At 71.8% G+C, this 22718-nt stretch carries 22 protein-coding genes; 9 read left to right on the top strand and 13 right to left on the bottom strand.

Going from position 1 to position 22718, the window contains the following annotated elements:
• Nucleotides 1–345: 345 nt before the first annotated feature.
• Nucleotides 346–2361, top strand: a complete 2016-nt coding sequence (locus ACGFZS_RS33005) for an NPCBM/NEW2 domain-containing protein (RefSeq protein WP_393798153.1) — start codon at nt 346–348, stop codon at nt 2359–2361.
• 106 nt (nt 2362–2467) lie between these two features.
• Here the strand turns inward: ACGFZS_RS33005 and ACGFZS_RS33000 are convergent, their stop codons facing one another.
• Complete coding sequence (locus ACGFZS_RS33000) at nt 2468–3421, bottom strand: ROK family protein (protein WP_133024989.1); 954 nt, start codon at nt 3419–3421, stop codon at nt 2468–2470.
• A gap of 253 nt (nt 3422–3674) precedes the next feature.
• Here ACGFZS_RS33000 and ACGFZS_RS32995 point away from each other — a divergent pair, with 253 nt between their 5' ends.
• Both ACGFZS_RS32995 and ACGFZS_RS32990 read left to right on the top strand, forming a co-directional pair.
• A complete protein-coding gene (locus ACGFZS_RS32995; protein ID WP_393798152.1) occupies nt 3675–4724 on the top strand; it encodes a LacI family DNA-binding transcriptional regulator in 1050 nt (349 codons plus the stop codon).
• A 7-nt stretch (nt 4725–4731) separates the two neighbouring features.
• Nucleotides 4732–5529, top strand: a complete 798-nt coding sequence (locus ACGFZS_RS32990) for a hypothetical protein (protein WP_393798151.1) — start codon at nt 4732–4734, stop codon at nt 5527–5529.
• On the opposite strand, the gene ACGFZS_RS32985 is transcribed toward ACGFZS_RS32990, so the two are convergent.
• Together ACGFZS_RS32985 and ACGFZS_RS32980 are read right to left on the bottom strand one after the other, a co-directional pair.
• The gene (locus ACGFZS_RS32985) at nt 5475–7811 is read right to left on the bottom strand and encodes a protein kinase (RefSeq protein ID WP_393798150.1); all 2337 of its coding nucleotides are present in this window, start codon (nt 7809–7811) and stop codon (nt 5475–5477) included. The genes ACGFZS_RS32990 and ACGFZS_RS32985 overlap by 55 nt on opposite strands.
• Nucleotides 7812–7893: 82 nt before the next feature.
• Nucleotides 7894–9198 (bottom strand): DUF6986 family protein, encoded by a 1305-nt coding sequence (locus tag ACGFZS_RS32980; protein ID WP_393798149.1) that lies wholly within the window; start codon nt 9196–9198, stop codon nt 7894–7896.
• A gap of 213 nt (nt 9199–9411) precedes the next feature.
• Between ACGFZS_RS32980 and ACGFZS_RS32975 the strand changes: the two genes are divergently transcribed.
• Nucleotides 9412–10362: an endonuclease/exonuclease/phosphatase family protein gene (locus ACGFZS_RS32975; protein WP_393798148.1), complete on the top strand. Its 951-nt coding sequence runs from the start codon at nt 9412–9414 to the stop codon at nt 10360–10362.
• Nucleotides 10363–10424: 62 nt separating this feature from the next.
• Here the strand turns inward: ACGFZS_RS32975 and ACGFZS_RS32970 are convergent, their stop codons facing one another.
• The 4 genes from ACGFZS_RS32970 to ACGFZS_RS32955 form a co-directional block, all read right to left on the bottom strand.
• Nucleotides 10425–11387 (bottom strand): electron transfer flavoprotein subunit alpha/FixB family protein, encoded by a 963-nt coding sequence (locus ACGFZS_RS32970; protein ID WP_393798147.1) that lies wholly within the window; start codon nt 11385–11387, stop codon nt 10425–10427.
• A gap of 52 nt (nt 11388–11439) precedes the next feature.
• Nucleotides 11440–12228: an electron transfer flavoprotein subunit beta/FixA family protein gene (locus ACGFZS_RS32965; RefSeq protein ID WP_393798146.1), complete on the bottom strand. Its 789-nt coding sequence runs from the start codon at nt 12226–12228 to the stop codon at nt 11440–11442.
• 218 nt (nt 12229–12446) lie between these two features.
• Nucleotides 12447–12956, bottom strand: a complete 510-nt coding sequence (locus ACGFZS_RS32960) for a flavin reductase family protein (RefSeq protein WP_393798145.1) — start codon at nt 12954–12956, stop codon at nt 12447–12449.
• Between the two features lie 214 nt (nt 12957–13170).
• Nucleotides 13171–13587 (bottom strand): thioredoxin family protein, encoded by a 417-nt coding sequence (locus tag ACGFZS_RS32955; RefSeq protein WP_393798144.1) that lies wholly within the window; start codon nt 13585–13587, stop codon nt 13171–13173.
• Between the two features lie 102 nt (nt 13588–13689).
• Between ACGFZS_RS32955 and ACGFZS_RS32950 the strand changes: the two genes are divergently transcribed.
• Nucleotides 13690–14106, top strand: a complete 417-nt coding sequence (locus ACGFZS_RS32950; protein WP_393798143.1) for a DUF4395 domain-containing protein — start codon at nt 13690–13692, stop codon at nt 14104–14106.
• 188 nt (nt 14107–14294) lie between these two features.
• Nucleotides 14295–15023, top strand: a complete 729-nt coding sequence (locus ACGFZS_RS32945) for a lysophospholipid acyltransferase family protein (protein WP_393798142.1) — start codon at nt 14295–14297, stop codon at nt 15021–15023.
• Nucleotides 15024–15026: 3 nt separating this feature from the next.
• Here ACGFZS_RS32945 and ACGFZS_RS32940 read toward each other — a convergent pair whose 3' ends face one another.
• The 5 genes from ACGFZS_RS32940 to ACGFZS_RS32920 form a co-directional block, all read right to left on the bottom strand.
• Nucleotides 15027–15728 (bottom strand): B3/4 domain-containing protein, encoded by a 702-nt coding sequence (locus ACGFZS_RS32940; protein ID WP_393798141.1) that lies wholly within the window; start codon nt 15726–15728, stop codon nt 15027–15029.
• Between the two features lie 10 nt (nt 15729–15738).
• Nucleotides 15739–16332 carry a transglutaminase domain-containing protein gene (locus ACGFZS_RS32935; protein ID WP_393798140.1) on the bottom strand — a complete coding sequence of 198 codons (594 nt, stop codon included), beginning with the start codon at nt 16330–16332 and terminating at the stop codon, nt 15739–15741.
• 92 nt (nt 16333–16424) lie between these two features.
• Nucleotides 16425–17495: a threonine aldolase family protein gene (locus tag ACGFZS_RS32930; RefSeq protein WP_393798139.1), complete on the bottom strand. Its 1071-nt coding sequence runs from the start codon at nt 17493–17495 to the stop codon at nt 16425–16427.
• Nucleotides 17492–18238: an SDR family NAD(P)-dependent oxidoreductase gene (locus ACGFZS_RS32925; RefSeq protein ID WP_365694606.1), complete on the bottom strand. Its 747-nt coding sequence runs from the start codon at nt 18236–18238 to the stop codon at nt 17492–17494. Before ACGFZS_RS32925 ends, ACGFZS_RS32930 begins: the two co-directional genes overlap by 4 nt.
• A gap of 50 nt (nt 18239–18288) precedes the next feature.
• The gene (locus ACGFZS_RS32920) at nt 18289–19686 is read right to left on the bottom strand and encodes a DUF6421 family protein (RefSeq protein ID WP_393798138.1); all 1398 of its coding nucleotides are present in this window, start codon (nt 19684–19686) and stop codon (nt 18289–18291) included.
• Nucleotides 19687–20098: 412 nt separating this feature from the next.
• Between ACGFZS_RS32920 and ACGFZS_RS32915 the strand changes: the two genes are divergently transcribed.
• A complete protein-coding gene (locus ACGFZS_RS32915) occupies nt 20099–20782 on the top strand; it encodes a glycerophosphodiester phosphodiesterase family protein (protein ID WP_365694417.1) in 684 nt (227 codons plus the stop codon).
• A gap of 15 nt (nt 20783–20797) precedes the next feature.
• Here ACGFZS_RS32915 and ACGFZS_RS32910 read toward each other — a convergent pair whose 3' ends face one another.
• Nucleotides 20798–21337, bottom strand: a complete 540-nt coding sequence (locus ACGFZS_RS32910) for a GNAT family N-acetyltransferase (protein WP_393798137.1) — start codon at nt 21335–21337, stop codon at nt 20798–20800.
• 101 nt (nt 21338–21438) lie between these two features.
• Between ACGFZS_RS32910 and ACGFZS_RS32905 the strand changes: the two genes are divergently transcribed.
• Entirely contained in the window at nt 21439–21831 is a 393-nt protein-coding gene (locus ACGFZS_RS32905) for a VOC family protein (RefSeq protein ID WP_393666086.1), read from the top strand.
• Between the two features lie 74 nt (nt 21832–21905).
• The gene (locus tag ACGFZS_RS32900; RefSeq protein WP_393798136.1) at nt 21906–22670 is read left to right on the top strand and encodes a VOC family protein; all 765 of its coding nucleotides are present in this window, start codon (nt 21906–21908) and stop codon (nt 22668–22670) included.
• Nucleotides 22671–22718 lie beyond the last annotated feature (48 nt).

Genomic DNA, 22718 nt, shown 5'->3' with positions numbered 1-22718 from the left:
GTGCTATTAAACCCCCCCACTGGGGGGGGGGGGGGGGGGGGGCCCCGGGGGGGGGGGGGCCCCCGGGGGGGGGGGGGGGCCCCCCCCCCCCCCCCCCCCCCCCCGACCTGCGCACAGAGTGGACTCAGGCTTGTCACAGCCTCCCGTTCCGCCGTCAATCAACACAACCCAACGCGCGTAGCGCCCCTCACACCCGAAAGAACCGCTCAATCAAGAGGATTGAGGGAACGGGAGCAACCTTCACCGCTTCTCTTCCAACAGAGCCGAACAGCTCCTACCATAAGCGCGCACCGATGACGCGTACACGTAGTCATCCCGCCTCTCGCGAGTCAGAGGAGCGTAACGATGCGTCCCCCTCATACCCGCACAACCCGCCGAAGAGTGGTCGGAGCACTGGCCGCGGCCCTGCTGTGTTCGGCGGGCCTCGCCGCGCCGGCGGCCGCCGACGGCACCGCCGAGTCCCCCGCGCTCGCCGACGGGCTCGCGCAGACCCCGCCGATGGGCTTCAACAACTGGAACTCCACGCACTGCCGCGCGGACTTCGACGCGGCCATGGTCGAGGGCATCGCGGACCTCTTCGTGGCCAAGGGCCTCAAGGCCGCCGGGTACCAGTACGTCAACCTCGACGACTGCTGGGCCCTGCCGGAACGGGACGCGAACGGCAAGCTGGTACCGGACCCGGCCCGGTTCCCCGACGGGATCAAGGCCGTTGCCGACTATGTGCACGCCAAGGGCCTCAAGCTCGGCATCTACACCAGCGCGGGCACCAAGACCTGCAACACCGCAGGCTTCCCGGGCGCCCTCGGCCACGAGTACAGCGACGCCCAGCAGTTCGCGGACTGGGGCGTGGACTACCTCAAGTACGACAACTGCAACAACCAGGGTGTGGACGCCAAGCAGCGCTACACCACGATGCGGGACGCCCTGAGGGCGACCGGGCGGCCCATCGTCTACAGCATCTGCGAGTGGGGCGAGAACAAGCCCTGGGAGTGGGCCGCCGACGTCGGGCAGCTCTGGCGGACCACCGGGGACATCGGCGACAGCTGGGGCTCGATGGTCTCGATCCTCAAGCAGAACCTGCCGCTCGCGCAGTACGCCGGACCCGGGCACTGGAACGACCCGGACATGCTGGAGGTCGGCAACGGCGGCATGACCGACACCGAGTACCGCTCGCACTTCTCGATGTGGTCGATCATGGCCGCACCCCTTCTCATCGGCACCGACCTGCGCAAGGCCTCCCAGGCGACCTTCGACATCCTGGACAACAAGGAGGTCATCGCCGTCGACCAGGACCCGCTGGGCAAGCAGGGCACGGTGGTCTCCTCGGCGGACGGCCGCTGGGTCGTCGCCAAGGAGATGCGGGACGGCAGCCGCGCGGTGGCCCTCTTCAACGAGTCCGGTTCGCCCCAGCGCATCGCCACGTCCGCGACGGCCGTCGGCCTGCCGAAGGCCCCCGCCTACACCCTGCGCGACCTGTGGCGGCACCGCAGCTACAACACCGCGGGCACCGTCTCCGCGATCGTCCCGGCGCACGGCACGGTCCTGGTCCGGCTGGCCGCCGACCGGCGCTGGGCGGCCAACCCGCCGGCCGTCGAACTCGGCCTGGACGGCGGCCGGTTCATCGAGCCGGGCGGGTCCGCCGCGCTCACCACGTCGGTCACCGACCTGGGCCGCACCCCGGCCGAGAAGGTCTCCGTCTCGCTCACCGGCCCCGAGGGCTGGACCGTCCGGGCGACCTCACCGGCGAAGGCCGCCGCGCTGCCGACGGGCCGCTCCCTGCGCACCGGCTGGCAGGTGACCGCTCCCGCGGGGACGCCGAGAGGGTCGTACGACCTTGATCTCAAGGCGAGTTACCGGTCGCCGACCGGGGTGCGCGCCGAGAACGCGACGACGATCACGACGACCGTCGCGGACCCGCCGCCCGCGGGCACCTCCTACCTCAGTGACCAGACCTGGCTCTCGGCCGACAACGGCTGGGGTCCGGTGGAACGCGACACCAGCAACGGCGAGTCCAAGGCCGGTGACGGGCATCCGATCACCATCGGCGGCGTGGTGTACGCCAAGGGGCTCGGCGCCCACGCCCCCAGCGACATCGAGTACTACACCGGGAAGACCTGCGAGCAGGTCACCGCCGATGTCGGGGTGGACGACGAGGAGGCCGCGAACGGGACCGTGGCCTTCGAGGTCTGGGCGGACGGCACGAAGGTCGCCTCCACCGGCGTACTGACCAATGCCATGCCCGCCCAGCCGCTCACCGCCGACGTCACCGGCGCGGAAGTGGTCCGGCTCGTCGTCACGGACGGCGGGGACGGCATCACCTCCGACCACGCGGACTGGGCGGACGCCAGGATCACCTGCTGAGAGCGCTGCCTCGGCGCGCTGCTCCGGGTGCCGGACGAGCCCGGCCGGCCGGACCTGAACCCCGGCCGGCCGGGCTTGAACGTTCCTGCGGTGCTCTGCGACGGCGTCAGACGCCCGCGGCCGTCGCGTCCGGCCTGCGGGCCAGGGCGGCCGCCGCGGCGCCCACCAGGCCCGCGTCGGTGCCCATCTGGGCCGGTACGACCGTCAGGCGCTGCACGAAGGAGAGCGTCGCGTAGTCGGTGAGGGCCTTGCGCAGCGGCGTGAAGAGGATGTCCCCCGCCTTGCCCACGCCCCCGCCGATCACCGCGATGTCGATCTCGACCAGGGTCGCGGTGGCCGCGATCCCGGCCGCCAGCGCCTGCGCGGCCCGTTCGAAGGACGCCACCGCGACCGGGTCGCCGGCCCGGGCCGCGGCCGCCACCGCCGCCGCCGAGGTGTCGCCGTCGGGCCCCGGCCGCCAGCCGCCGTCCAGCGCGCGCCGGGCGATGTTGGGCCCGCTCGCGATGCGCTCCACACAGCCGCGCGATCCGCAGGGGCAGGGATCCCCGTCCAGGTCCACGCTGATGTGGCCGATGTGGCCCGCGTTGCCCGTCGGGCCGGGATGGAGCTTGCCGCCCAGCACCAGGCCGCCGCCGACGCCCGTCGACACCACCATGCACAGCGCGTTGTCGTGACCGCGGGCCGCGCCCTGCCAGTGTTCGGCGGCCGTGATGGCGACGCCGTCGCCGATCAGCTCGACCGGCAGTCCGCCGGCCGCCGCACGCACCCGCTCGACGAGCGGGTAGTCGCGCCAGCCCGGCACGTTGACCGGACTCACGGTGCCGGCGGAGGCGTCCACCGGGCCCGCGCTGCCGATCCCGAGCGAGCCGGCCCGTTCCCACAGCGGTGAACCGGCGAGTTCGCCGACCACCTCCTCGACGGCCCCCATGACCGTCTCGCCGTCCTGCTGGGCGGGCGTCGCGCGCTGGGCGCGCGCCTGGATCCGTCCGTGGCCGTCCACCAGCGCGCCGGCGATCTTGGTGCCGCCGATGTCGAGGGCCGCCACGAGGTCGGTGTGCATCAGAGTCAGATCTCCCCGTCAACCATGAGTAGCCGAGTAAAGGGCGGATAGCCGGTCCAGCGGTGGGGGCGCAGGCCGGAGATTGCGGTGGACAGTCTCTCTTGCATCTGACAACGTTGTCCAGGCTCTATGCTCGACGCCACATCCTCATACAAACCCACGAGCCTGTGTATCCCTGATACAAATCCATGAGCCCAGGACCCGAACCCGTGAGCCCGTGCGGGCCGTGGACGACAGGACAGGACGCCGCATCGTGCCCGAGACCTCCCGCCGCGCAGACCGTCTCCCCGGCTCCCGATACGGGACCCGGCCGACGATGAAGGACGTGGCAGCGCGGGCCGGCGTAGGCCTCAAGACGGTGTCCCGGGTGGTCAACGGCGAGCCCGGGGTGACCCCGGACACCGAGCGCCGGGTCCAGGAGGCCATCGACGCGCTGGGCTTCCGCCGCAACGACAGCGCCCGGGTGCTGCGCAAGGGCCGTACCGCGAGCATCGGTCTCGTCCTGGAGGACCTCGCCGACCCGTTCTACGGCCCGCTGAGCCGTGCCGTCGAGGAGGTGGCCCGGGCGCACGGCGCGCTGCTGATCAACGGCTCCAGCGCCGAGGACCCGGACCGGGAGCAGGAGTTGGCGCTGGCGCTGTGCGCACGGCGGGTGGACGGGCTGGTGGTGATCCCGGCCGGGGACGACCACCGTTACCTGGAGCCGGAGATCAGGGCGGGCGTGGCGACGGTGTTCGTGGACCGTCCGGCCGGGAAGATCGACGCCGATGTGGTGCTGTCCGACAACTTCGGTGGTGCCCGCGACGGCGTGACCCATCTGATCGCGCACGGCCACCGCCGGATCGGCTTCATCGGCGACATGCCCCGCATCCACACGGCGGCCGAGCGGCTGCGCGGCTACCGGGCCGCGATGGAGGACGCCGGGATACCCGTCGAGGACGCGTGGACCTCACTCGGCATGACGGACCCGGAGCGGGTGCGGCGGGCCGCCGAGGAGATGCTGTCCGGGTCCGACCCGGTCACCGCGATCTTCGCGGGCAACAACCGGGTCACCGTCACCGTGATCCGGGTGCTCGCCGAGCAGACCCGCCCGGTGGCGCTGGTCGGCTTCGACGACATCGAACTGGCCGACCTGCTGCATCCGGGCCTCACGGTCGTCGCCCAGGACGCGGCCCTGCTCGGCCGGACGGCCGCCGAACGGCTCTTCCGCCAGCTGGACGGCACGCTGCTGGCACCGGAGCGGATCGAGCTGCCGACCCGGCTGGTCACCCGCGGCTCCGGCGAGCTGCCCCCGGCGGACTGAGCCGCGCGTGGGCGGCCGTACGCTCGCGGAACTGGGCCTGGACCGGGCGCCGCGCGACCATCCGCTGACCTACCCCGGCGCCTGGCCGGCCGACTCCGCCCTCCTCGACGGCGACCGGCTGTCGCCCCTGGACCGGCTGGTGTACGACGACGGCCGGGTGCCGGTGCTCGCGGTCGGCTCCAACGCCTCTCCCGCCCAACTCCAGCACAAGATGGCCGAGTTCGGGGTGAGCGGGCCGATCCCGATGGTGCGCGGCCGGGTGACCGGTCTCGACGTGGGTGTCTCGGCCCATGTCAGCCGGCTCGGCTATGTCTCGGCGGCCCCGGTCCACTCCCCCTCCTCGGTACGGGAGTTGTTCGTCCTCTGGCTGGACGGGCGGCAGCTGGAGGTGATCGACGCGAGCGAGGGCGTACCGCTGCCGCACGGCAACTTCCGGCGGGTCCGGCTGCCCGCCCCGGACGTCCGCGTCGCCCTCGCGGACGGTACGACGCTTCCCGGCGTCCACGCGTACGTCAACCGGCACGGCGTCCTGCACGACGGCACCGGCACCCCGCGCCGCCATCCCGGCGAGCGCGCCCTCCTCGCCGAACTCCTCGCGGAGTCGGTCGAGTTGAGGGAGCTGTTCGGGGTCACCCCCGAGGAGTTCTGCGCACGGGCGCGGGCCGACTCCGCGCTGTGCCGGCGGGGTACCCGGCTGTTCGCCGAGCGGCGATGGGCGGTCGCGTCGGGCCTGGAGCGGTACGCCGACGCTCAGCAGACGGGAAGCCCGGGCACGGGCTCGTCGTTCTCGCCGCCCTTGATGTAGACGTCGCTGATGTACACACCGGTGTTGCCGTTGTCGTCGTCGGTCCTGGCCCACCACACATTGGTCCGCTTCCCGTGCGTCGCCCGCAGTCCCAGGTCGGCCTGGCAGTAGAAGGAGTGGGTCCCGGGGTGGACCTTGCCGGCCTTGTCACCGGCGGCGGTGTAGGACTTGGCGGCGCTCCGCACCTGGCAGGCGTACGTACCGTCGCCGTCGGGCAGGCAGGCCGGGGCGGGCGTGGCGGTAGCCGTCCCGGACCCGGAACCGGCGGTGCCGGACGGGCTGGAGCTGGGGGTCTGCGCCGGGGGCGGCGTGGCGGAGGCGTCATCCGCCGGGACCGTCGGGTCCGCCGATCCGCCGGTCCCGGCGCGCGTGGCACCCTCGGCCGGGACCGCGCTCGTCTCCTCCCCCTGCCCGAGCGGATCCGGCCCGACCGTCCGCCCGGCCCCGGTGCCGCGCACGCCCTCCGAAGCGCCGATCCCGGTCGGGGCGGGCGGACCCGAGTCCACGTTCGCCGTCCGGCCCTTGTCGTGCAGCGAGGTGACGGTCAGCACGGTCGCCGCGAGAACGACACCGACGGCCACCACGACGAGCGTCCGGGCCCGGCGGCGCGTGCGGCGCGGCGGAACAGGGCTCATCATCGGGCCGCCCGGGGCGGCGGGTCGAGCCCCGCCATCTAATCTCCGCGCGAACACCGGACCGACGCCGCCCTGGCGTTCGACCCCCTGGGCTCCGGTCTCCTGGGCCCCGGTCTCCTGGGCCCCGGTCTCCTGGGCGAGTCCGGCGGCGGAGATTCGGCCGCGGTCTGCACCGGGCTCGCTGGCGGGCTCCGGGGCAGCCCCTTCGCCGAGCCCGGCCAGGGGCACCTCGGCAGACCCTCGGGCGGGACCGCGCCCAGCTCCCTCTACGGCCCCTTCCAAGAGCCCGCCGACAACCCCCTCAGCAGACTCCGGCCCGAGCCCATGAGCGGGCCCCTGGACGGATCCGGGGGCAAGCCTCTCGACACGCCCCTGGACAGCCCCCTCCCCGGCCTCACGCCCCGGCCCCTCGGCCCGCCCTTGAGCGCCCCCTTCGCCGACCCCTTGGGCAAGCCCGCCGTCAGGGCTGCCGGAGGCTCCCGGCACGAACCCACCGCCAGGCTCCTCGACGCCGCCCTGGGCGGGTCCGCCCTCAGCCCCCTGGGCAGCTCCCGGGACGAACCCTTCACCAGCCTCCTCCACCAACCCGCCGTCAGGCCTCCCGGAAGCTCCGGGCACGAACTCACCGCCGGCCTCCTCGACGCCCCCTTGGGCGAACCAGTCGGCCGCGCCGTCGGCAGGTCCGTGGCCCGGAGGGATCGGCGGGGTGCTGGGGGCGGTTCCCGGTCGTGCGGGGTCTCTCAGGGTGGTCGTCGGGGTGTCCGCCGCCGGTGTCCGGGCCGCGGTGCGCAGCAGGGCGCAGGCTTCCTCGGCGGCCGGGCGGGCCTCGGGGCGCTTGTCCATGAGGCGGCGCAGGACGGGGGCGAGGGGTCCGGCGTGGCGGGGCTCGGGGAGGGGCTCGTCGACGATGGCGGTGAGCGTGGAGAAGGTGGACGTACGGCGGAACGGCGAGGCGCCCTCCACGGCCGCGTACAGGGCGGCGCCGAGGGCCCAGATGTCCGAGGCGGGGCCGGGGTCCGCGCCCTTGGCCCGCTCGGGCGCCAGGTAGTCGAGGGAGCCGACGAGTTCACCGCTGCCGGTCAGATGGGTGGCGGAGCCGTCGCCGGGATCCTCGATGGTGGCGATGCCGAAGTCGGTGAGGACGACCCGGCCCGAGCGGTCGAGGAGGATGTTGCCGGGCTTGACGTCACGGTGCAGGACGCCGACCCGGTGGGCCGCGGCCAGGGCGTCCATGACCTCGACGCCGATCCGGGCGGCCTCGTGCGGGCCGAGGGTGCCGCGCTCGCGCAGCAGGTCGTCCAGGGAGGGGCCGTCGACCAGTTCCATGACGATCAGCGGCCGGCCCTCGACCTGCGCGATGTCGTGCACGACGATCACCCCGGGATGGCGCACCCGGGCGGCGGCCCGTGCCTCGCGCTGCATCCGCAGCCGCAGACCGGCCAGTTCGGGTCCGGCGCTGTCCGTGTAGGCGCGCAGCTCCTTGACCGCGACCTCGCGTCCGAGGACCTCGTCGACGGCGCGCCACACCACACCCATGCCGCCGCGGCCGAGCCGTGCCACGACCCGATACCGCCCGGCCAGCAGGCGACCGGTCCCGTCACCCTGTCCGTACGAACCCGACACAAAAACTCCGCCCCTCGCACACATCTGTGAATGGCGCACCAGAGTACGGGGCGGTGCCTGGGGCGGTTCAAGTCCGCCGAAAAAGCTGTGACTTGGCCGCTACCCGCTAGTTGCCGGAGGCCGTCAGGTCACCGCGCCGGGGCGCCGCGAAGCCCTCCAGACCGGCCCGGGTCAGGCCGGTCAGGCGGGCGACTTCGGCGAGGTCGAGGGCGCCGCAGTCCAGGCCGCGCAGCAGATAGCCGGCGAGGGCCTTGGCGGTGGCGGGCTCGTCCATGACGTCGCCGCCGACGCGGCCCGCGTACCGGGCGAGCCGGGCGGCCGCCTGCTCGAAACCCTCGCGGTAGAAGGCGAACACGGCCGCGTACCGGGTCGGGAGGTGACCGGGGTGCATGTCCCAGCCCTGGTAGTAGGCGCGGGCGAGGGCGCGCCGGGTGAGCCCGTAGTGCAGCCGCCAGGCGTCGTGCACCTGGGCCGTGGGGCCGACCGGCAGGACGTTGGTGGAGCCGTCCGACACGCGTACGCCCGTACCGGCGGCGGCGACCTGCATGACCGCCTTGGCGTGGTCGGCGGCGGGGTGGTCGCTGGCCTGGTAGGCGGCCGACACGCCGAGGCAGGCGCTGTAGTCGAAGGTGCCGTAGTGCAGTCCGGTGGCGCGCCCCTCGGCGGCCTGGATCATCCGGGCGACGGCGGCGGTGCCGTCGGTGGCGAGGATGGCCTGGCTGGTCTCGATCTGGATCTCGAACCCGATCCGGCCGGCCTCCAGGCCGTGGGCCTTCTCGAAGGCCTCCAGAAGCCGTGCGAAGGCGCTCACCTGTTCGGGGTAGGTCACCTTCGGCAGGGTCAGGACCAGGCCCTCGGGCAGGCCGCCCGCCGCCGTCAGTCCGGTGAGGAAGACGTCGAGGGTGCGGATGCCCCGGTCGCGTACCGCGGCCTCCATGCACTTCATCCGGATGCCCATGTACGGCGCCGCCGTGCCGGTGGGGTACGCCTCGGCGATCAGCCGCGCCGCGCGGGCGGCCGCCTCGTCCTCCTCGGCGTCGGGGCGCGGGCCGTAGCCGTCCTCGAAGTCGACGCGGAGGTCTTCGATCGGCTCGCGCTCCAGCTTGGCGCGGACCCGGGAGTAGACGGGTTCGGCGAGTTCGTCGGCCAGGCCGAGGACGGCGGCGAAGGAGGCGGCGTCGGGGGCGTGTTCGTCGAGGGCGGCGAGCGCCCGGTCGCCCCAGCTGCGGACGGTGTCGGCGGCGAAGGCGTCACCGGGGACGTAGACGGTGTGGACGGGCTGGCGGGTGCCGGGGTCGCCCGGATACCGGCGCTCCAGTTCGGCGTCGACCGGCGCGAGGGAGGCGCTGATCTCCTCGCCGACGGCGCCCGAGAGGCTCGTCGCCACCTTCTCCTGCTGGCTCTGACCCATCCCGCACCCTCCTGTTTTCCACTGTACGGAATCAACAATCCGTTGAATGAAGTTATCCGGGCGCCTTCGGGATGGTCAACACCATGTCCACGGGGCGACACGCCCCCATCTGGGCATGTTCACGATCGACTCACACCTGGGTAGCACACTCACTGCGCAGGACTCGCCTCACGCACCCCTCGCCCGGCCGCCGTCGCCACCGAAGGAGCACCCGTGCCGAACCAGCGCCGAGTCACCCGCCGCCTGGGCCTGAAGGTCATACTGGCCGCGGCGGTCACCGTGCCCCTCTCCAGTGCCGCGATCTCCGTCTCGTCCGCCTCCTCGACCTCCTCCGCCACCCTGCGCTCCGCCCGGTCCACCCCCTCGGCCCCGCCGCGCCGCGCTCCCCGGCTCGACGTCATGACCTTCAACCTGCGGTACGCGAGCAGCGCCGAACCCAACAGCTGGAGTGACCGCAGACCGGTGATGCGCGAACTCCTGCGCCGCGCGAACCCCCAGGTCATCGGCACCCAGGAGGGCCTCTACCAGCAGCTGCGGGACATCGACGCCGACCTTGGACCGCACTACGACTGGGTCGGCACCGGCCGGGAGGGCGGCAGCCGGGACGAGTCCACCGCCATCTACTACGACCTCCGGCGCCTGGCCCCCGTCGAGCACTACACCTTCTGGCTCTCCGACACCCCTGAGGTCATCCGCTCCAACACCTGGAACGCCGCCTTCCCGCGCATCGTCACCTGGGTCCGCTTCCGCGATCTGGCCGACGGCGGGCGGGAGTTCTACGTCGCCAACACCCACTTCGACCAGAAGAGCCAGTACGCGCGCGAGCGCAGCGCCACGCTGCTCGCCCAGCGGATCGGGGAGTTCGACCCCGCGCTGCCCGTCGTGGTGACCGGCGACTTCAACGCCTACGCCCACAAGAACCCGGCCTACGACACCCTGGTGGACTCGGGACTCGTGGACACCTGGGACGCGGCGGAGCAGCGGGGCCCCCAGTACGCGACCTTCCACGGCTACCACCGCCTCAAGCAGGACGGCGACCGTATCGACTGGATCCTGACCTCGCCGGGCGTGACCACGCACCGGGCGACGATGGACACCTTCTCGATGCACGGCCAGTTCCCCAGCGACCATCTGCCGGTCCAGGTCTCGCTGAGCCTGCGCTGACACGACGAGGCCCCCGCGACCGGTGCCGGTCGCGGGGGCCTCGGACAGCCTGACGGCGGTGATCAGCCCTTGCGGGCCTTGACCTCGTCGGTGAGCTGGGGGACGACGTCGAAGAGGTCGCCGACCACGCCGAAGTCGACGAGTTCGAAGATCGGGGCTTCGGCGTCCTTGTTGACGGCCACGATGGTCTTGGAGGTCTGCATGCCCGCGCGGTGCTGGATGGCGCCGGAGATGCCGTTGGCGATGTACAGCTGCGGGGAGACGCTCTTGCCGGTCTGGCCGACCTGGTTGGTGTGCGGGTACCAGCCCGCGTCGACGGCGGCGCGGGAGGCGCCGACGGCCGCGCCGAGGGAGTCGGCGAGTGCCTCGATGATCGCGAAGTTCTCGGCGCCGTTGACGCCCCGGCCGCCGGAGACGACGATCGCGGCCTCGGTCAGCTCCGGGCGGCCGGTGGACTCGCGCGGGGTGCGGCCGGTGACCTTGGTCCCGGTCGCGGCGGCGGAGAAGGTCACGTCCAGGGCCTCGGCCGTACCGGCGGCCGGGGCGGCCTCGACGGCGGCGCTGTTGGGCTTGACGGTGATGACCGGGGTGCCCTGGGAGACACGGGACTTGGTGGTGAAGGAGGCGGCGAACACCGACTGGGTGGCCACCGGGCCCTCATCAGAGGCTTCCAGGTCGACGGCGTCGGTGATGATGCCGGAGCCGATGCGCAGCGCGAGGCGGGCGGCGATCTCCTTGCCCTCGGCGGAGGACGGGACCAGCACGGCGGCCGGGGAGACGGCGGCGACGGCGGCCTGCAGCGCGTCGACCTTCGGGACGACCAGGTAGTCGGCGTACTCGGACGCGTCGTGCGTCAGCACCTTGACCGCGCCGTGCTCGGCGAGCGCGGCGGCGGTGTCGGCGGCACCGGCACCCAGCGCGACGGCGACGGGCTCACCGATACGGCGGGCCAGCGTCAGCAGCTCCAGGGTGGGCTTGCGGACGGCACCGTCCACGTGATCGACGTAGACGAGGACTTCAGCCATGGGATTGCTCTCCTGCGAAACGAAGTTGAGGGGCGGTCAGCGCGTGCGGGGCTCAGATGAACTTCTGGCCCGCGAGGAACTCGGCGAGCTGCTTGCCGCCCTCGCCCTCGTCCTTGACGATCGTGCCCGCGGTACGGGCCGGACGCGCGGTGGCATCGGCCACCTTGGTCCAGGCGCCCTCCAGGCCGACCTCCTCCGCCTCGATGTCGAGGTCGGACAGGTCCCAGGACGCCACCGGCTTCTTCTTCGCGGCCATGATGCCCTTGAACGACGGGTAGCGCGCCTCACCCGACTGGTCCGTCACCGACACCACGGCGGGCAGGGAAGCCTCCAGCTGCTCGCTGGCGGCGTCGCCGTCACGACGGCCCTTGACCGTGCCGTCCCCGACCGACACCTCGGAGAGCAGGGTCACCTGCGGGACACCCAGCCGCTCCGCCAGCAGCGCGGGAACCACACCGGCGGTGCCGTCGGTGGAGGCCATACCGGAGATCACCAGGTCGAAGCCGGCCTTCTCGATCGCCTTCGCCAGCACCAGCGAGGTACCGATCGCGTCGGTGCCGTGCAGGTCGTCGTCCTCGACGTGGATCGCCTTGTCCGCACCCATCGACAGCGCCTTGCGCAGCGCGTCCTTCGCGTCCTCGGGACCCACCGTCAGGACGGTCACCTCGACGTCGTCGTCGGAGTTCTCCGAGATCTGCAGGGCCTGCTCGACCGCGTACTCGTCCAGCTCGGAGAGCAGACCGTCCACGTCGTCACGGTCGACGGTCAGGTCATCGGCGAAGTGCCGGTCGCCAGTGGCGTCGGGCACGTACTTCACAGTGACAACGATCCTCAGGCTCACGCCGGCTCTCCTACTGCATCGTCTTTTCTGGGCTGCCTCTTGCAGGCAGCATAGGCGCCTCAAGCGGCTCATCCCGGTCGGGGCGGCCGCGCGCTCCGAACGAAATATTACTCACCAGTACACCCAGTGCGCTCCCGCTAAGCAAGCGCTTTGAACTGTGACCTTCGCAACGCAGCGTAACCGGAACTCGACGCGTTCGCAGAACGAGGAGCGCGTGATCAATCCCGCAGTCCGTGGAACCCGCCCTGGTGATAGAGGAGTGGACGGCCGGCGCCGGAGGAGTCACCGAGGACCACCTCGGCCAGCACGATGCGGTGGTCGCCGGCCGGCACGCGCGCGACGACCCGGCACACCAGCCAGACCAGGACGTCGGCCAGGACCGGGACCCCGGCATGCTCCTCACGCCAGTCGGTGGGCGCCCCGAACCGGTCGGCGCCGCTGCGCGCGAAGGTGGCGGCCAGCTCTTCCTGGTGCTCGCCGAGGACATGGACGCCGATGTGCTCGGCGGTGGATATCGCGGGCCAGCTGGAGGCACCCGTGCCCACGCCGAAGGAGAGCATCGGGGGCTCGGCGGAGACGGAGGTGAGGGAAGTGGCGGTGAAGCCGACCGGGCCGTCGGCGCCGCGCGCGGTGATCACCGCGACACCGGCCGCGTGCCGCCGGAAGGCGGAGCGGAGCAGGTCGGGAGAGGCGAGCTGAGGGGTGCCGAGGTCGGGCGTGGCCGTCATGGAGTTGTCCTTCGTCTGCGGGAGGCGGCGTGGAGGAGGGTCCGGGGTGCTCAGCGACCCGGACAGCGCGCGCTCGCGGTGCGGGCCAGGTCCACATGGACCCGCCCGAAGAGAAGGATTTCGTGAGGCATACGGTCAGGCTGACGATAGGTGGTGCGCCCAGTCAAGTACGTTCCGGGATATGGGAGCTGCCTCACCGTCATCGTCATGACCGTCAGACCGCCTCTCCCAGTGCCGCGATGACGTCGGCCTTGCGGGGCTGTCCGGTGGCCCGGCGGACCACTCGGCCGCCCGCATCGAGCACCAGTACGGTGGGTGTCTTGAGGATCTCCAGTTCGCGCACGAGGTCCAGATGGGCCTCGGCGTCGATCTCGACGTGGGCCACCCCGGGGACGATCCCGGCGACCTCGCCGAGCACCCGCCGGGTGGCCCGGCAGGGGGCGCAGAAGGCGCTGGAGAACTGCACCAGCGTGGCCCGTTCGCCAAGTTCGGTCCCCAGTTCGGCCGCTCCGAGCCGCTTGCCGTCGTCCCGTCCGCGCACCCGTACCCTCCCGCTCCGCCGCTTGTGCAGCACTCCGTATCCGCTCGCCGTCGCGAGCACCGCCAGGCACACCACCAGTCCGGTCGTCATCGCACCAGCATCGGCGAGACCGGCGGCCACCGGGCTCAGCGTTCACGAGACTGCAAAGATTCCCGGCTCCCCTGACGGCCCACGGGGCGGAATCCTTGGTTCATGGACATCGACGCACGTGGGCCGCGGTTCGGCGCGGCCGTGACGACGGTCGTGCTGGCCGCCGCACTGATCTCCCGCAGCCCCTGGATCCTCGCCTTGCAGACACTGGCGTTCGCGCTCGGCGCGGCCGGCGGTGTGCACCGTTCGCCGTACGGCTGGGTCTTCCGGACCCTGGTACGGCCCCGAGTCGGCCCCCCGACGGAGTTCGAGCCGCCGGAGCCGCCGCGGTTCGCGCAGGCGGTCGGGCTGGTCTTCGCGGGACTCGGTCTGGCCGGATTCGCGCTGGGCCCATCCTGGTTGGGGCTCGCGGCGACCGGGCTCGCGCTCGCCGCGGCCTTCCTCAATGCTGCGTTCGGGTACTGCCTGGGTTGCGAGATGTTCCTGTTCATACGGCGGTTGACGGTGCGCCCAGAGTAAAGGCAGGTTAAAAGCGCGAGGTGGATCAAGGGGCCAACGTGACGAGAATCTCGCCGCGCCCGGGCACCAGGGCTGGCTCCCCGTCCGTTCTTCGGGCACGATCTGCGAGACGCCGTAAACCTACGGCCGCGTAACTTTCCCGCCGGGAGCCCCTTTCCCAGGCAGAGCAGAAAGGGTCCGTCCCACCCATGGCAGAGCTGGTCTACCGTCCCGTCATCGGTTTCGCCAAGACGCTGTTCAAGGTCTGGGACCTCAAGATCGACTGCCAGGGGTCCGAGAACATCCCGCGCTCGGGCGGCGCCGTGCTGGTGAGCAATCACATCAGCTATCTGGACTTCGTCTTCGACGGTCTGGCGGCCCTTCCGCAGAAGCGGCTGGTGCGGTTCATGGCGAAGGAGTCGGTGTTCCGGCACCGCGTCTCCGGACCGCTGATGCGCGGGATGAAGCACATCCCGGTGGACCGCACGCAGGGCGAGGCCGCCTACCAGCACGCGCTGGACTCGCTCAAGTCCGGTGAGATCGTGGGCGTCTTCCCGGAGGCGACCATCTCCCAGTCCTTCACGCTGAAGAGCTTCAAGTCGGGTGCGGCGCGGCTCGCGCAGGAGGCCGGCGTCCCGCTGATCCCGATGGCGCTGTGGGGCACCCAGCGCATCTGGACCAAGGGCCAGCCGCGCAACTTCAAGCGCAACCACCTCCCCATCACCATCCGCGTCGGCGAGCCGGTCGAGGCCCCGCGCGAGCAGTACGCGGGCGCGATCACCCGGCGGCTGCGCGAGCGGGTCCAGGACCTCCTGGACGCCGCCCAGCGCGCCTACCCCGCCCGCCCGAAGGACGCGACCGACACCTGGTGGCTCCCGGCGCACCTGGGCGGCACGGCCCCCACGGTGGACCAGCTGAAGGCCGCCGAGGCGATCTGAGCCTCAGCCCGCCGTCTCCGGCGCGCGCACCTCGATGCGGGCGCCCGGGCTGAACTTCTCCAGCAGCTCGGCGAGTTCCGCGCCCGCCGACGCCACCTCGGGCACCGGCATCGGGGTCATGCTCTCCAGCAGGAAGATCGCCGAGGTCGTCCGTTCGGTGAGGCGGGTGCGCGGGCCCTGGCGCCAGTTCCAGCGCCGACAGGTGACTCCCTCGTCGTCGCACCACACGACCTCGCCGGCGTCGGGGTGCTCGACGCTCTCCTCGCCCCCGGCCACCGTCACGAAGTCCTCCTCCCCCGTGGCGCGCACCAGGCGCATCCCGCCCCGGATCAGGTCGAGGTCCTCACCACCGACCGGGATCAGGTGGGCGACGCTGATCGCGTTGTAGAGGTCCACGAGCAGGTTGATGCGGGGCAGGCCGCCGTCCGCGAGGGCCCGCTTGGCCAGCGCCTCGGCCGAGTTGCGGGTGCGGGACGGCTTGGAGCCGAACGCCGTGTAGACGGCGCGCCAGGAAACCATGTGCGGGTCCTCGTGCGGAGCACGTCCGTCCAGGCGTACGGCCAGACGCCGGGCCGCGTCGTCGAGGAGGGCCGAACTCGCCTCGGTACTGGGCCCGTTGACCAGTCCGTCGGCCTCGATCGCGAGGTGTGTGAAGCCGGGCGCGAGGGCGCGCACCTCGTCGGACACGGTGAGCGTGAGAGTCATCTGCCTTGCCTCAGAGTGCGGTGGGGAGCGTCTTCCAGAGGGCCGGACGGTCGGGCGCCGCCTGCAGCGCGCCGAGTACGGCCGGGTGAGGTTCAGCGTACAGGACCGGATAGTCCATCTCATTGGACTGCGGGTCGGGGATCCAGGCCAGCCGTTCGCCGTCGAGGGAGAACCGGGCGTCGACGCCGGGCTTGTTGCCGCGCGGATCCTGCCGGTGCCAGGCGCCGTCGAGACGGACGGCGACCAGGCCGTGCACGGCGTGACCGGCGCCGTCGTCGTGCGCCAGCCGCTGGTAGCACAGGGCCGTGGGGATGTCCTCGGCGCGCAGCAGGGCAGCGAGGGCGTGGGCCTTGGCGTAGCAGATGCCGGTGCGCCGCTCCAGCACGTCCGAGGCGCGCCAGGTCACGCGCGGGTCGCCGGAGTCCTGGGAGTGCGGGACGGCGTCCCGCACGAATTCGTACGCGGCCCGCGCATAGGCATACGAGTCCACGGCACCCGCGGCCAGCCGGCCGGCCGTCCCCCGGACCACGGGATGGTGATGGTCGATGACCTCGTCGGCGGCCAGATAGGCGGACAGGTCGGCAGTGTTCTGGATCAGCTCCATGTCCGCAGAGCATAGGAATGCGGTCACCCGAGCGTCAATGACTTTTCAGGTGACCGCATATCTATGCAATGTCACGCGTGACGCGTGACACGCTAACGTGCCATCTCCTCCTTGAGCGCCGCGACGAACGCGTCCACGTCCTCCTCGGTCGTGTCGAAGGCGCACATCCAGCGCACGTCCCCGGCGGCCTCGTCCCAGAAGTAGAACCGGAAGCGCTTCTGCAGGCGCACGCTCACGTCGTGCGGGAGGCGGGCGAAGACGCCGTTGGCCTGCACCGGGTAGAGGATCTCGACGCCGTGCACGGCCCGGACGCCCTCGGCGAGCCGCTGGGCCATCTCGTTGGCGTGCCGGGCGTTGCGCAGCCACAGGTCCTTGGCGAGCAGGGCCTCCAGCTGCACCGAGACGAAGCGCATCTTGGAGGCGAGCTGCATGGACAGCTTGCGCAGGTGCTTCATGTGGCTGACGGCGTCCTGGTTGATCACCACGACCGCCTCGCCGAAGATCGCGCCGTTCTTGGTGCCGCCCAGGGAGAGGATGTCCACGCCGGCCGCGTTGGTGAAGGTGCGCATCGGGACGTCCAGGGAGGCCGCCGCGTTGGCTATCCGGGAGCCGTCCAGGTGCACCTTCATGCCGTGCGCGTGGGCGTGCTCGCAGATCGCGCGGATCTCGTCCGGCGTGTAGAGGGTGCCCAGCTCGGTGCTCTGGGTGATGGACACCACCTGCGGCATCGCGCGGTGCTCGTCGTCCCAGCCGTACGCCTGCCGGTCGATCAGCTCGGGGGTGAGCTTGCCGTCGGGGGTGGGCACGGTGAGCAGCTTGAGGCCGCCCATGCGCTCGGGGGCGCCGCCCTCGTCGACGTTGATGTGCGCGCTCTCGGCGCAGATCACCGCGCCCCAGCGGTCGGTGACCGCCTGGAGCGCGACGACGTTGGCGCCGGTGCCGTTGAAGACCGGGAAGGCCTCCGCGCTCGCCCCGAAGTGGCTGCGGATGATCTGCTGGAGGTGCTCGGTGTACTCGTCCTCGCCGTAGGCCACCTGGTGGCCGCCGTTGGCGAGGGCCAGGGCGGCGAGCACCTCGGGGTGGGTTCCGGCGTAGTTGTCACTGGCGAAACCGCGGACCTGCGGGTCGTGGTGGCGACGCGCATCGGTCTTCGGAGGGTTCACGGCTTCTCGGTCAGCCACAGACGGTTTCCGTTCACTTCGGCGGCGGGCTTGCTCCAGACGCCCTCGATGGCCTCGGCCAGGTCCTTGACGTCGGTGAAGCCCGCGAACTTCGCGTTGGGCCGCTCGGCGCGCATCGCGTCGTGCACCAACGCCTTCACCACCAGGATGGCAGCGGCGGAGGTCGGGCCCTCGGGGCCCCCGGCCTTGCGGAAGTAGTCGGCCAGGGCGAGCGTCCACGCCTCGGCGGCGGCCTTGCCCGCGGCGTACGCGGCGTTGCCCGCGGTGGGCCTGCTCGCGGCGGCGGCGCTGATCAGGACGTACCGGCCGCGCTCGCTGCGCTGCAGCGCCTCGTGGAAGGCGAGGGAGGTGTGCTGCACGGTCTTGACGAGCAGCAGCTCCAGGAAGTCCCAGTCGTCCAGGCTGGTCTTGGTGAAGGTCTCGCTGCCGCGCCAGCCGCCCACCAGGTGGACGAGACCGTCGACGCGGCCGAAGTCCTTCTCGATGTGGGTGGCCCAGTCCCGCGTGGACTGGAGGTCGAGCAGGTCCACCGTGTCACCCGTGACGCTGGCGCCGCCGGACGCGTACCGCGCCGCGTCCACGGCCTCCGACAGGCGCTGCGGGTCGTTGTCCGCCCCGACCACCGTCGCGCCGGCCTCGGCCAGCCGCATCAGCGTCGCACGCCCCGCGGGTCCGCCCGCGCCGGCCACCGCGATCACCGCACCGCTGAGAGCCCCGTTGCCCACCATGTCGTTCCCCTCTTGAACCTCTTGAGCAGTGTTCCGGTGCCGGTCGCTCACGCGGCGACCGGCTCGGCGCTGTCCGCGGTGATGCCCTTGGTCTCGGCGATCACGTTCTTCAGTTTCTTGGACAGGGCCTCGTAGAACATGCTCAGCGGAAACTCGTCCGGAAGCACGTCGTCCACGAGCTTGCGCGGCGGGAGGGACAGGTCCAGGGCGTCGGGACCCTTGGCCCACTTGGAGCCCGGGTGCGGGGCCAGGTAGGTGGCGACCAGCTCGTACCCGGCGAACCAGTGGACGAGCTTCGGGCGGTCGATGCCGTCCTTGTAGAGCTTCTCGATCTCGGCGCACAGCTGGTTGGTGACCTGCGGGGCACGCTCCCAGTCGATGGCGAGCTTGTTGTCGGTCCAGCGGACCACGTCGTGCTTGTGCAGGTAGGCGAAGAGCAGCTGGCCGCCGAGCCCGTCGTAGTTGCGGACGCGGTCGCCGGTGACCGGGAAGCGGAACATGCGGTCGAAGAGGACCGCGTACTGCACGTCACGGGCCTGCGGGACACCGTCGGCCGCCAGCTTGACGGCCTCCTTGAAGGCGGTGAGGTCGCAGCGCAGCTCCTCCAGGCCGTACATCCAGAACGGCTGGCGCTGCTTGATCATGAACGGGTCGAAGGGCAGGTCGCCGTGGCTGTGGGTGCGGTCGTGGACCATGTCCCACAGCACGAAGGCCTCCTCGCAGCGCTTCTGGTCGTGGACCATGGCGGCGATGTCCTCGGGCAGGTTGAGGCCGAGGATGCCGACGGCCGCGTCGGTGACCCGGCGGAAGCGGGCGGCCTCGCGGTCGCAGAAGATGCCGCCCCAGGAGAAACGTTCCGGCGCCTCGCGCACGGCGATGGTCTCGGGGAAGAGGACGGCGGAGTTGGTGTCGTAGCCGGCCGTGAAGTCCTCGAAGGTGATGCCGCAGAACAGCGGGTTGTCGTAGCGGGTGCGCTCCAGCTCGGCCAGCCAGTCCGGCCAGACCATGCGCAGCACGACCGCCTCCAGGTTGCGGTCCGGGTTGCCGTTCTGCGTGTACATCGGGAAGACGACCAGGTGCTGGAGGCCGTCCGCGCGGCTCGCGGCGGGCTGGAAGGCCAGCAGCGAGTCGAGGAAGTCGGGCACCAGGAAGCCGCCGTCGGCCCAGTGCCGCAGGTCGGCCACCAGGGCGCGGTGGTACTCGGCGTCGTGCGGGAGCAGCGGGGACAGCTCCGCCACGGCCTCCACGACACGCCGTACGGCCGTCTCGGCGTCGGCCCGCGCGGGCGCGCCCTCGGCGTCGAAGTCGATCGAACCGTCCGTGGACTGCCATGGCCGGATCCGCTCCACGGCCTCCTTGAGCACGGGCCACTCCGGGTGCTCGACCACCCTGGTCACGGGAGGAACCTGCCCCTCCGAACCCACCTGCACAAGAATTTCCGTCATGACCCATCCTCTACAGCAGAACCTCGCGTAAGGACACCGTATGCATACGAGGTTTCTCCCAGCAAGGGGGCCCTCAGGAAATTATCCTGCGACACCGCTACTTCACCGTGCTTTTTCCTGTACTAAACCGTGAATGCGCTCACATCCACTACGAACGGTGAGGGGGCGTCAGATCCGCGGGACCGGACGGATCCGGCCGGTCAATGCGCGGCGGGACGCGCCCACCCCCGGGTGACCGCGAACGGGGGCACGGGCCAGGCGCCGTGCGACCGGCACACCAATCCCCCGTGTACGTACGGGTTCATCGAGGCGGGCGGCCATTAGGCTGCGCCCAACCGCGTGGACAGCGACGTCCGTCGTACGGCCCGCGCGCGTGCCCCCACCGCCGCCGTCGACGGAAGCGAGTTGAATCTTGAACTTCCTTACCATCGGTCACCGCGGAGTCATGGGCGTCGAGCCCGAGAACACCCTCCGTTCCTTCGTCGCCGCCCAGCAGGCCGGCCTCGACCTGATCGAACTCGATCTCCACCTCAGCAAGGACGGCGCCCTGGTCGTCATGCACGACGCGGAGGTGGACCGCACGACCGACGGCACCGGCCCGATCGCCGAGAAGACCCTGGAGGAACTGCGCGCACTGGACGCCGGCCGGGGCGAACGGGTGCCGGTGTTCGAGGAGGTCCTGGACGCCGTACGGTCGCCGCTGCAGGCCGAGATCAAGGACGTGGCCGCGGCCCGCGCGCTGGCCGAGGTCATGCTCCGGCGGGACCTGGTCTCCCGGGTGGAGGTGTCGTCGTTCCACGACGAGGCCGTCGCCGAGATCGCCCGGCTGGTGCCGGGCGTGCGCACCGCGCTGATCGCCAGCAGGTACGGCCCCGACGTGGTCGAGCGGGCCCGGGAGGCGGGGGCCGCGACCCTCTGCCTCAACATCCGGCGGCTGACCCTGGAGGTCGTCGAGCACGCCCGCAAGGCGGATCTGCGGGTGATCGGCTGGGTGGTGAACACCCAGGACGACCTGCGGCTGGTGCGCGCGCTGCAGCTGGACGGCGCGACGACCGACTACCCGGAGATCAAACGCACCGCCCGCTTCACCGCGTGACCCGCGGCCGGGACGTCACACCAGCGGCTTGACCAGCAGCTCGAACCGCAGGTCGTCGCGGAGCGGGATGCCGAAGCGCTCCTCGCCGTACGGGAACGGCGTCATCCGTCCCGTACGGCGGTAGCCGCGCCGCTCGTACCAGGCGATCAGGTCGTTGCGCACCGAGATCACGGTCATGTGCATCTCCGTGGCATCCCAGTCCTCCCGGGCCCGGCGCTCCGCCTCGGCGATCACCGCCTTGCCGACGCCGGCGCCCTGCAGGGCGGGGCTCACCGCGAACATGCCGAAGTAGGCGTGGGCGCCGCGGTGTTCCAGCTGGCAGCAGGCGACGACCCGGCCCTCCCGCTCGACGACGAGAAGCTTGCCGTCCGGGGTCTTGATCACTTCCAGGACGCCCTCCGGGTCGGTCCGCTGCCCGTCCAGGATGTCCGCCTCGGTGGTCCAGCCGACCCGGCTGGCGTCGCCCCGGTACGCCGACTCGATCAGCGCGACGAGCACGTCCACGTCGGCGTCGGTGGCGTCGCGGAAGGTCAGGCCGGCGGCGGCGTTCTCCATGGGCGGGTACTCCGATCTCGGGCGCGGTGATCCAGGGACGAGCCTAACGCCGCTGGTCCGCTCCGGGTTCCGGCCCCCGGGTGGCACTAGGCTCCCGTCGCATGGTGCACGTACTGAGCAGCCGAACCCTTCTGCGCCCCACCGATCCCGAACGCTCCCGCACCTTCTACGGCGAACGGCTCGGCCTCCCCGTCTACCGCGAGTTCGGTACGGGCCCGGAGCGCGGCACGGTCTACTTCCTCGGCGGCGGGTTCCTGGAGGTGTCCGGGCACTCGGACGCGCCCGCCTCGCCGGGGACACAGCTGTGGCTGCAGGTCGCGGACGTCACGGCGGCGCACGAGGAGCTGCTGGCGCGGGGCGTGGAGATCGCTCGTCCGCCGGTCCGCGAGCCGTGGGGCCTGATCGAGATGTGGATCACGGATCCGGACGGCGTCAGGATCGTGCTGGTGGAGGTGCCGGCCGACCATCCGCTGCGGTACCGGCCGGGGATCTAGCGCACGGCTTCCCGATGGCCGCTGTCAGAGGTGGGGTCTAGCGTCGGAAGGGAGATCCCGTGTGAGGAGGGGCCATGGAGTTCGACAAGCCGGTGCCGGGCGGACCCTGCTGGACGGAGCTGGGGACCGATGACCTGGAGGGCGCCAAGCGGTTCTACACGGAGCTGTTCGGCTGGCGTCCGGAGACGGACCCGCGGCAGGCGGCGGGCTGTTACACCGTGGCGCATCTCGGCGACGCGGCGGTCGCCGCGCTCACCCCGCTCTACCAGGAGTCCCAACCGGTCGCGTGGAACGTGTCGTTCGCGGTGGCCGACGCGGACGTGACCGCGCGGCTGGTGGAGGAGGCCGGCGGCACGGTGGTCGTCGGCCCGATGGACATCTTCGACGCGGGCCGCTTCTCGGTCGCCCTCGACCCCACCGGCGCGGCCTTCCAGCTGTGGGAGGCACGGGCGTTCCCGGGCGCCGGGCTGCTCAACGCGCCGGGCACGCTGGGCTGGGTGGAGCTGGCGACCCGGGACACCGGCCGGGCCGGGCACTTCTACACCACGGTCTTCGGCTGGGGCACCCGGGGTTCCGAGCAGTACACGGAGTTCGCCGTGGGCGGGCAGGAGTTCGGCGGGATGGCCGACATGGGCGACCGGTACCCGCCGGAGGTGCCCGCGCACTGGCTGCCGTACTTCGCGGCCGAGGACGTCGACGCGACGGTACGGGCGGCCGTGGCGGCGGGCGGTTCGGTGCGGGCGGAGCCGATGACGGTGCCGGACGGCCCGCGCATCGCCGTCCTGGCCGACCCGCGGGGCGCGGTGTTCGGTGTCTTCGCGGAGGACGAGGGGAGCTGAGCCGACGGCCACGCATCCGCGACGCGGCCGTGAGGGCCCGCACCGCAG

The organism is Streptomyces sp. NPDC048288 (assembly GCF_043201555.1).
Classification (GTDB): Bacteria; Actinomycetota; Actinomycetes; order Streptomycetales; family Streptomycetaceae; genus Streptomyces.
The sequence above is the reverse complement of the archived record's forward strand: the minus strand, read 5'-3'. Positions and strand labels throughout refer to the sequence as shown.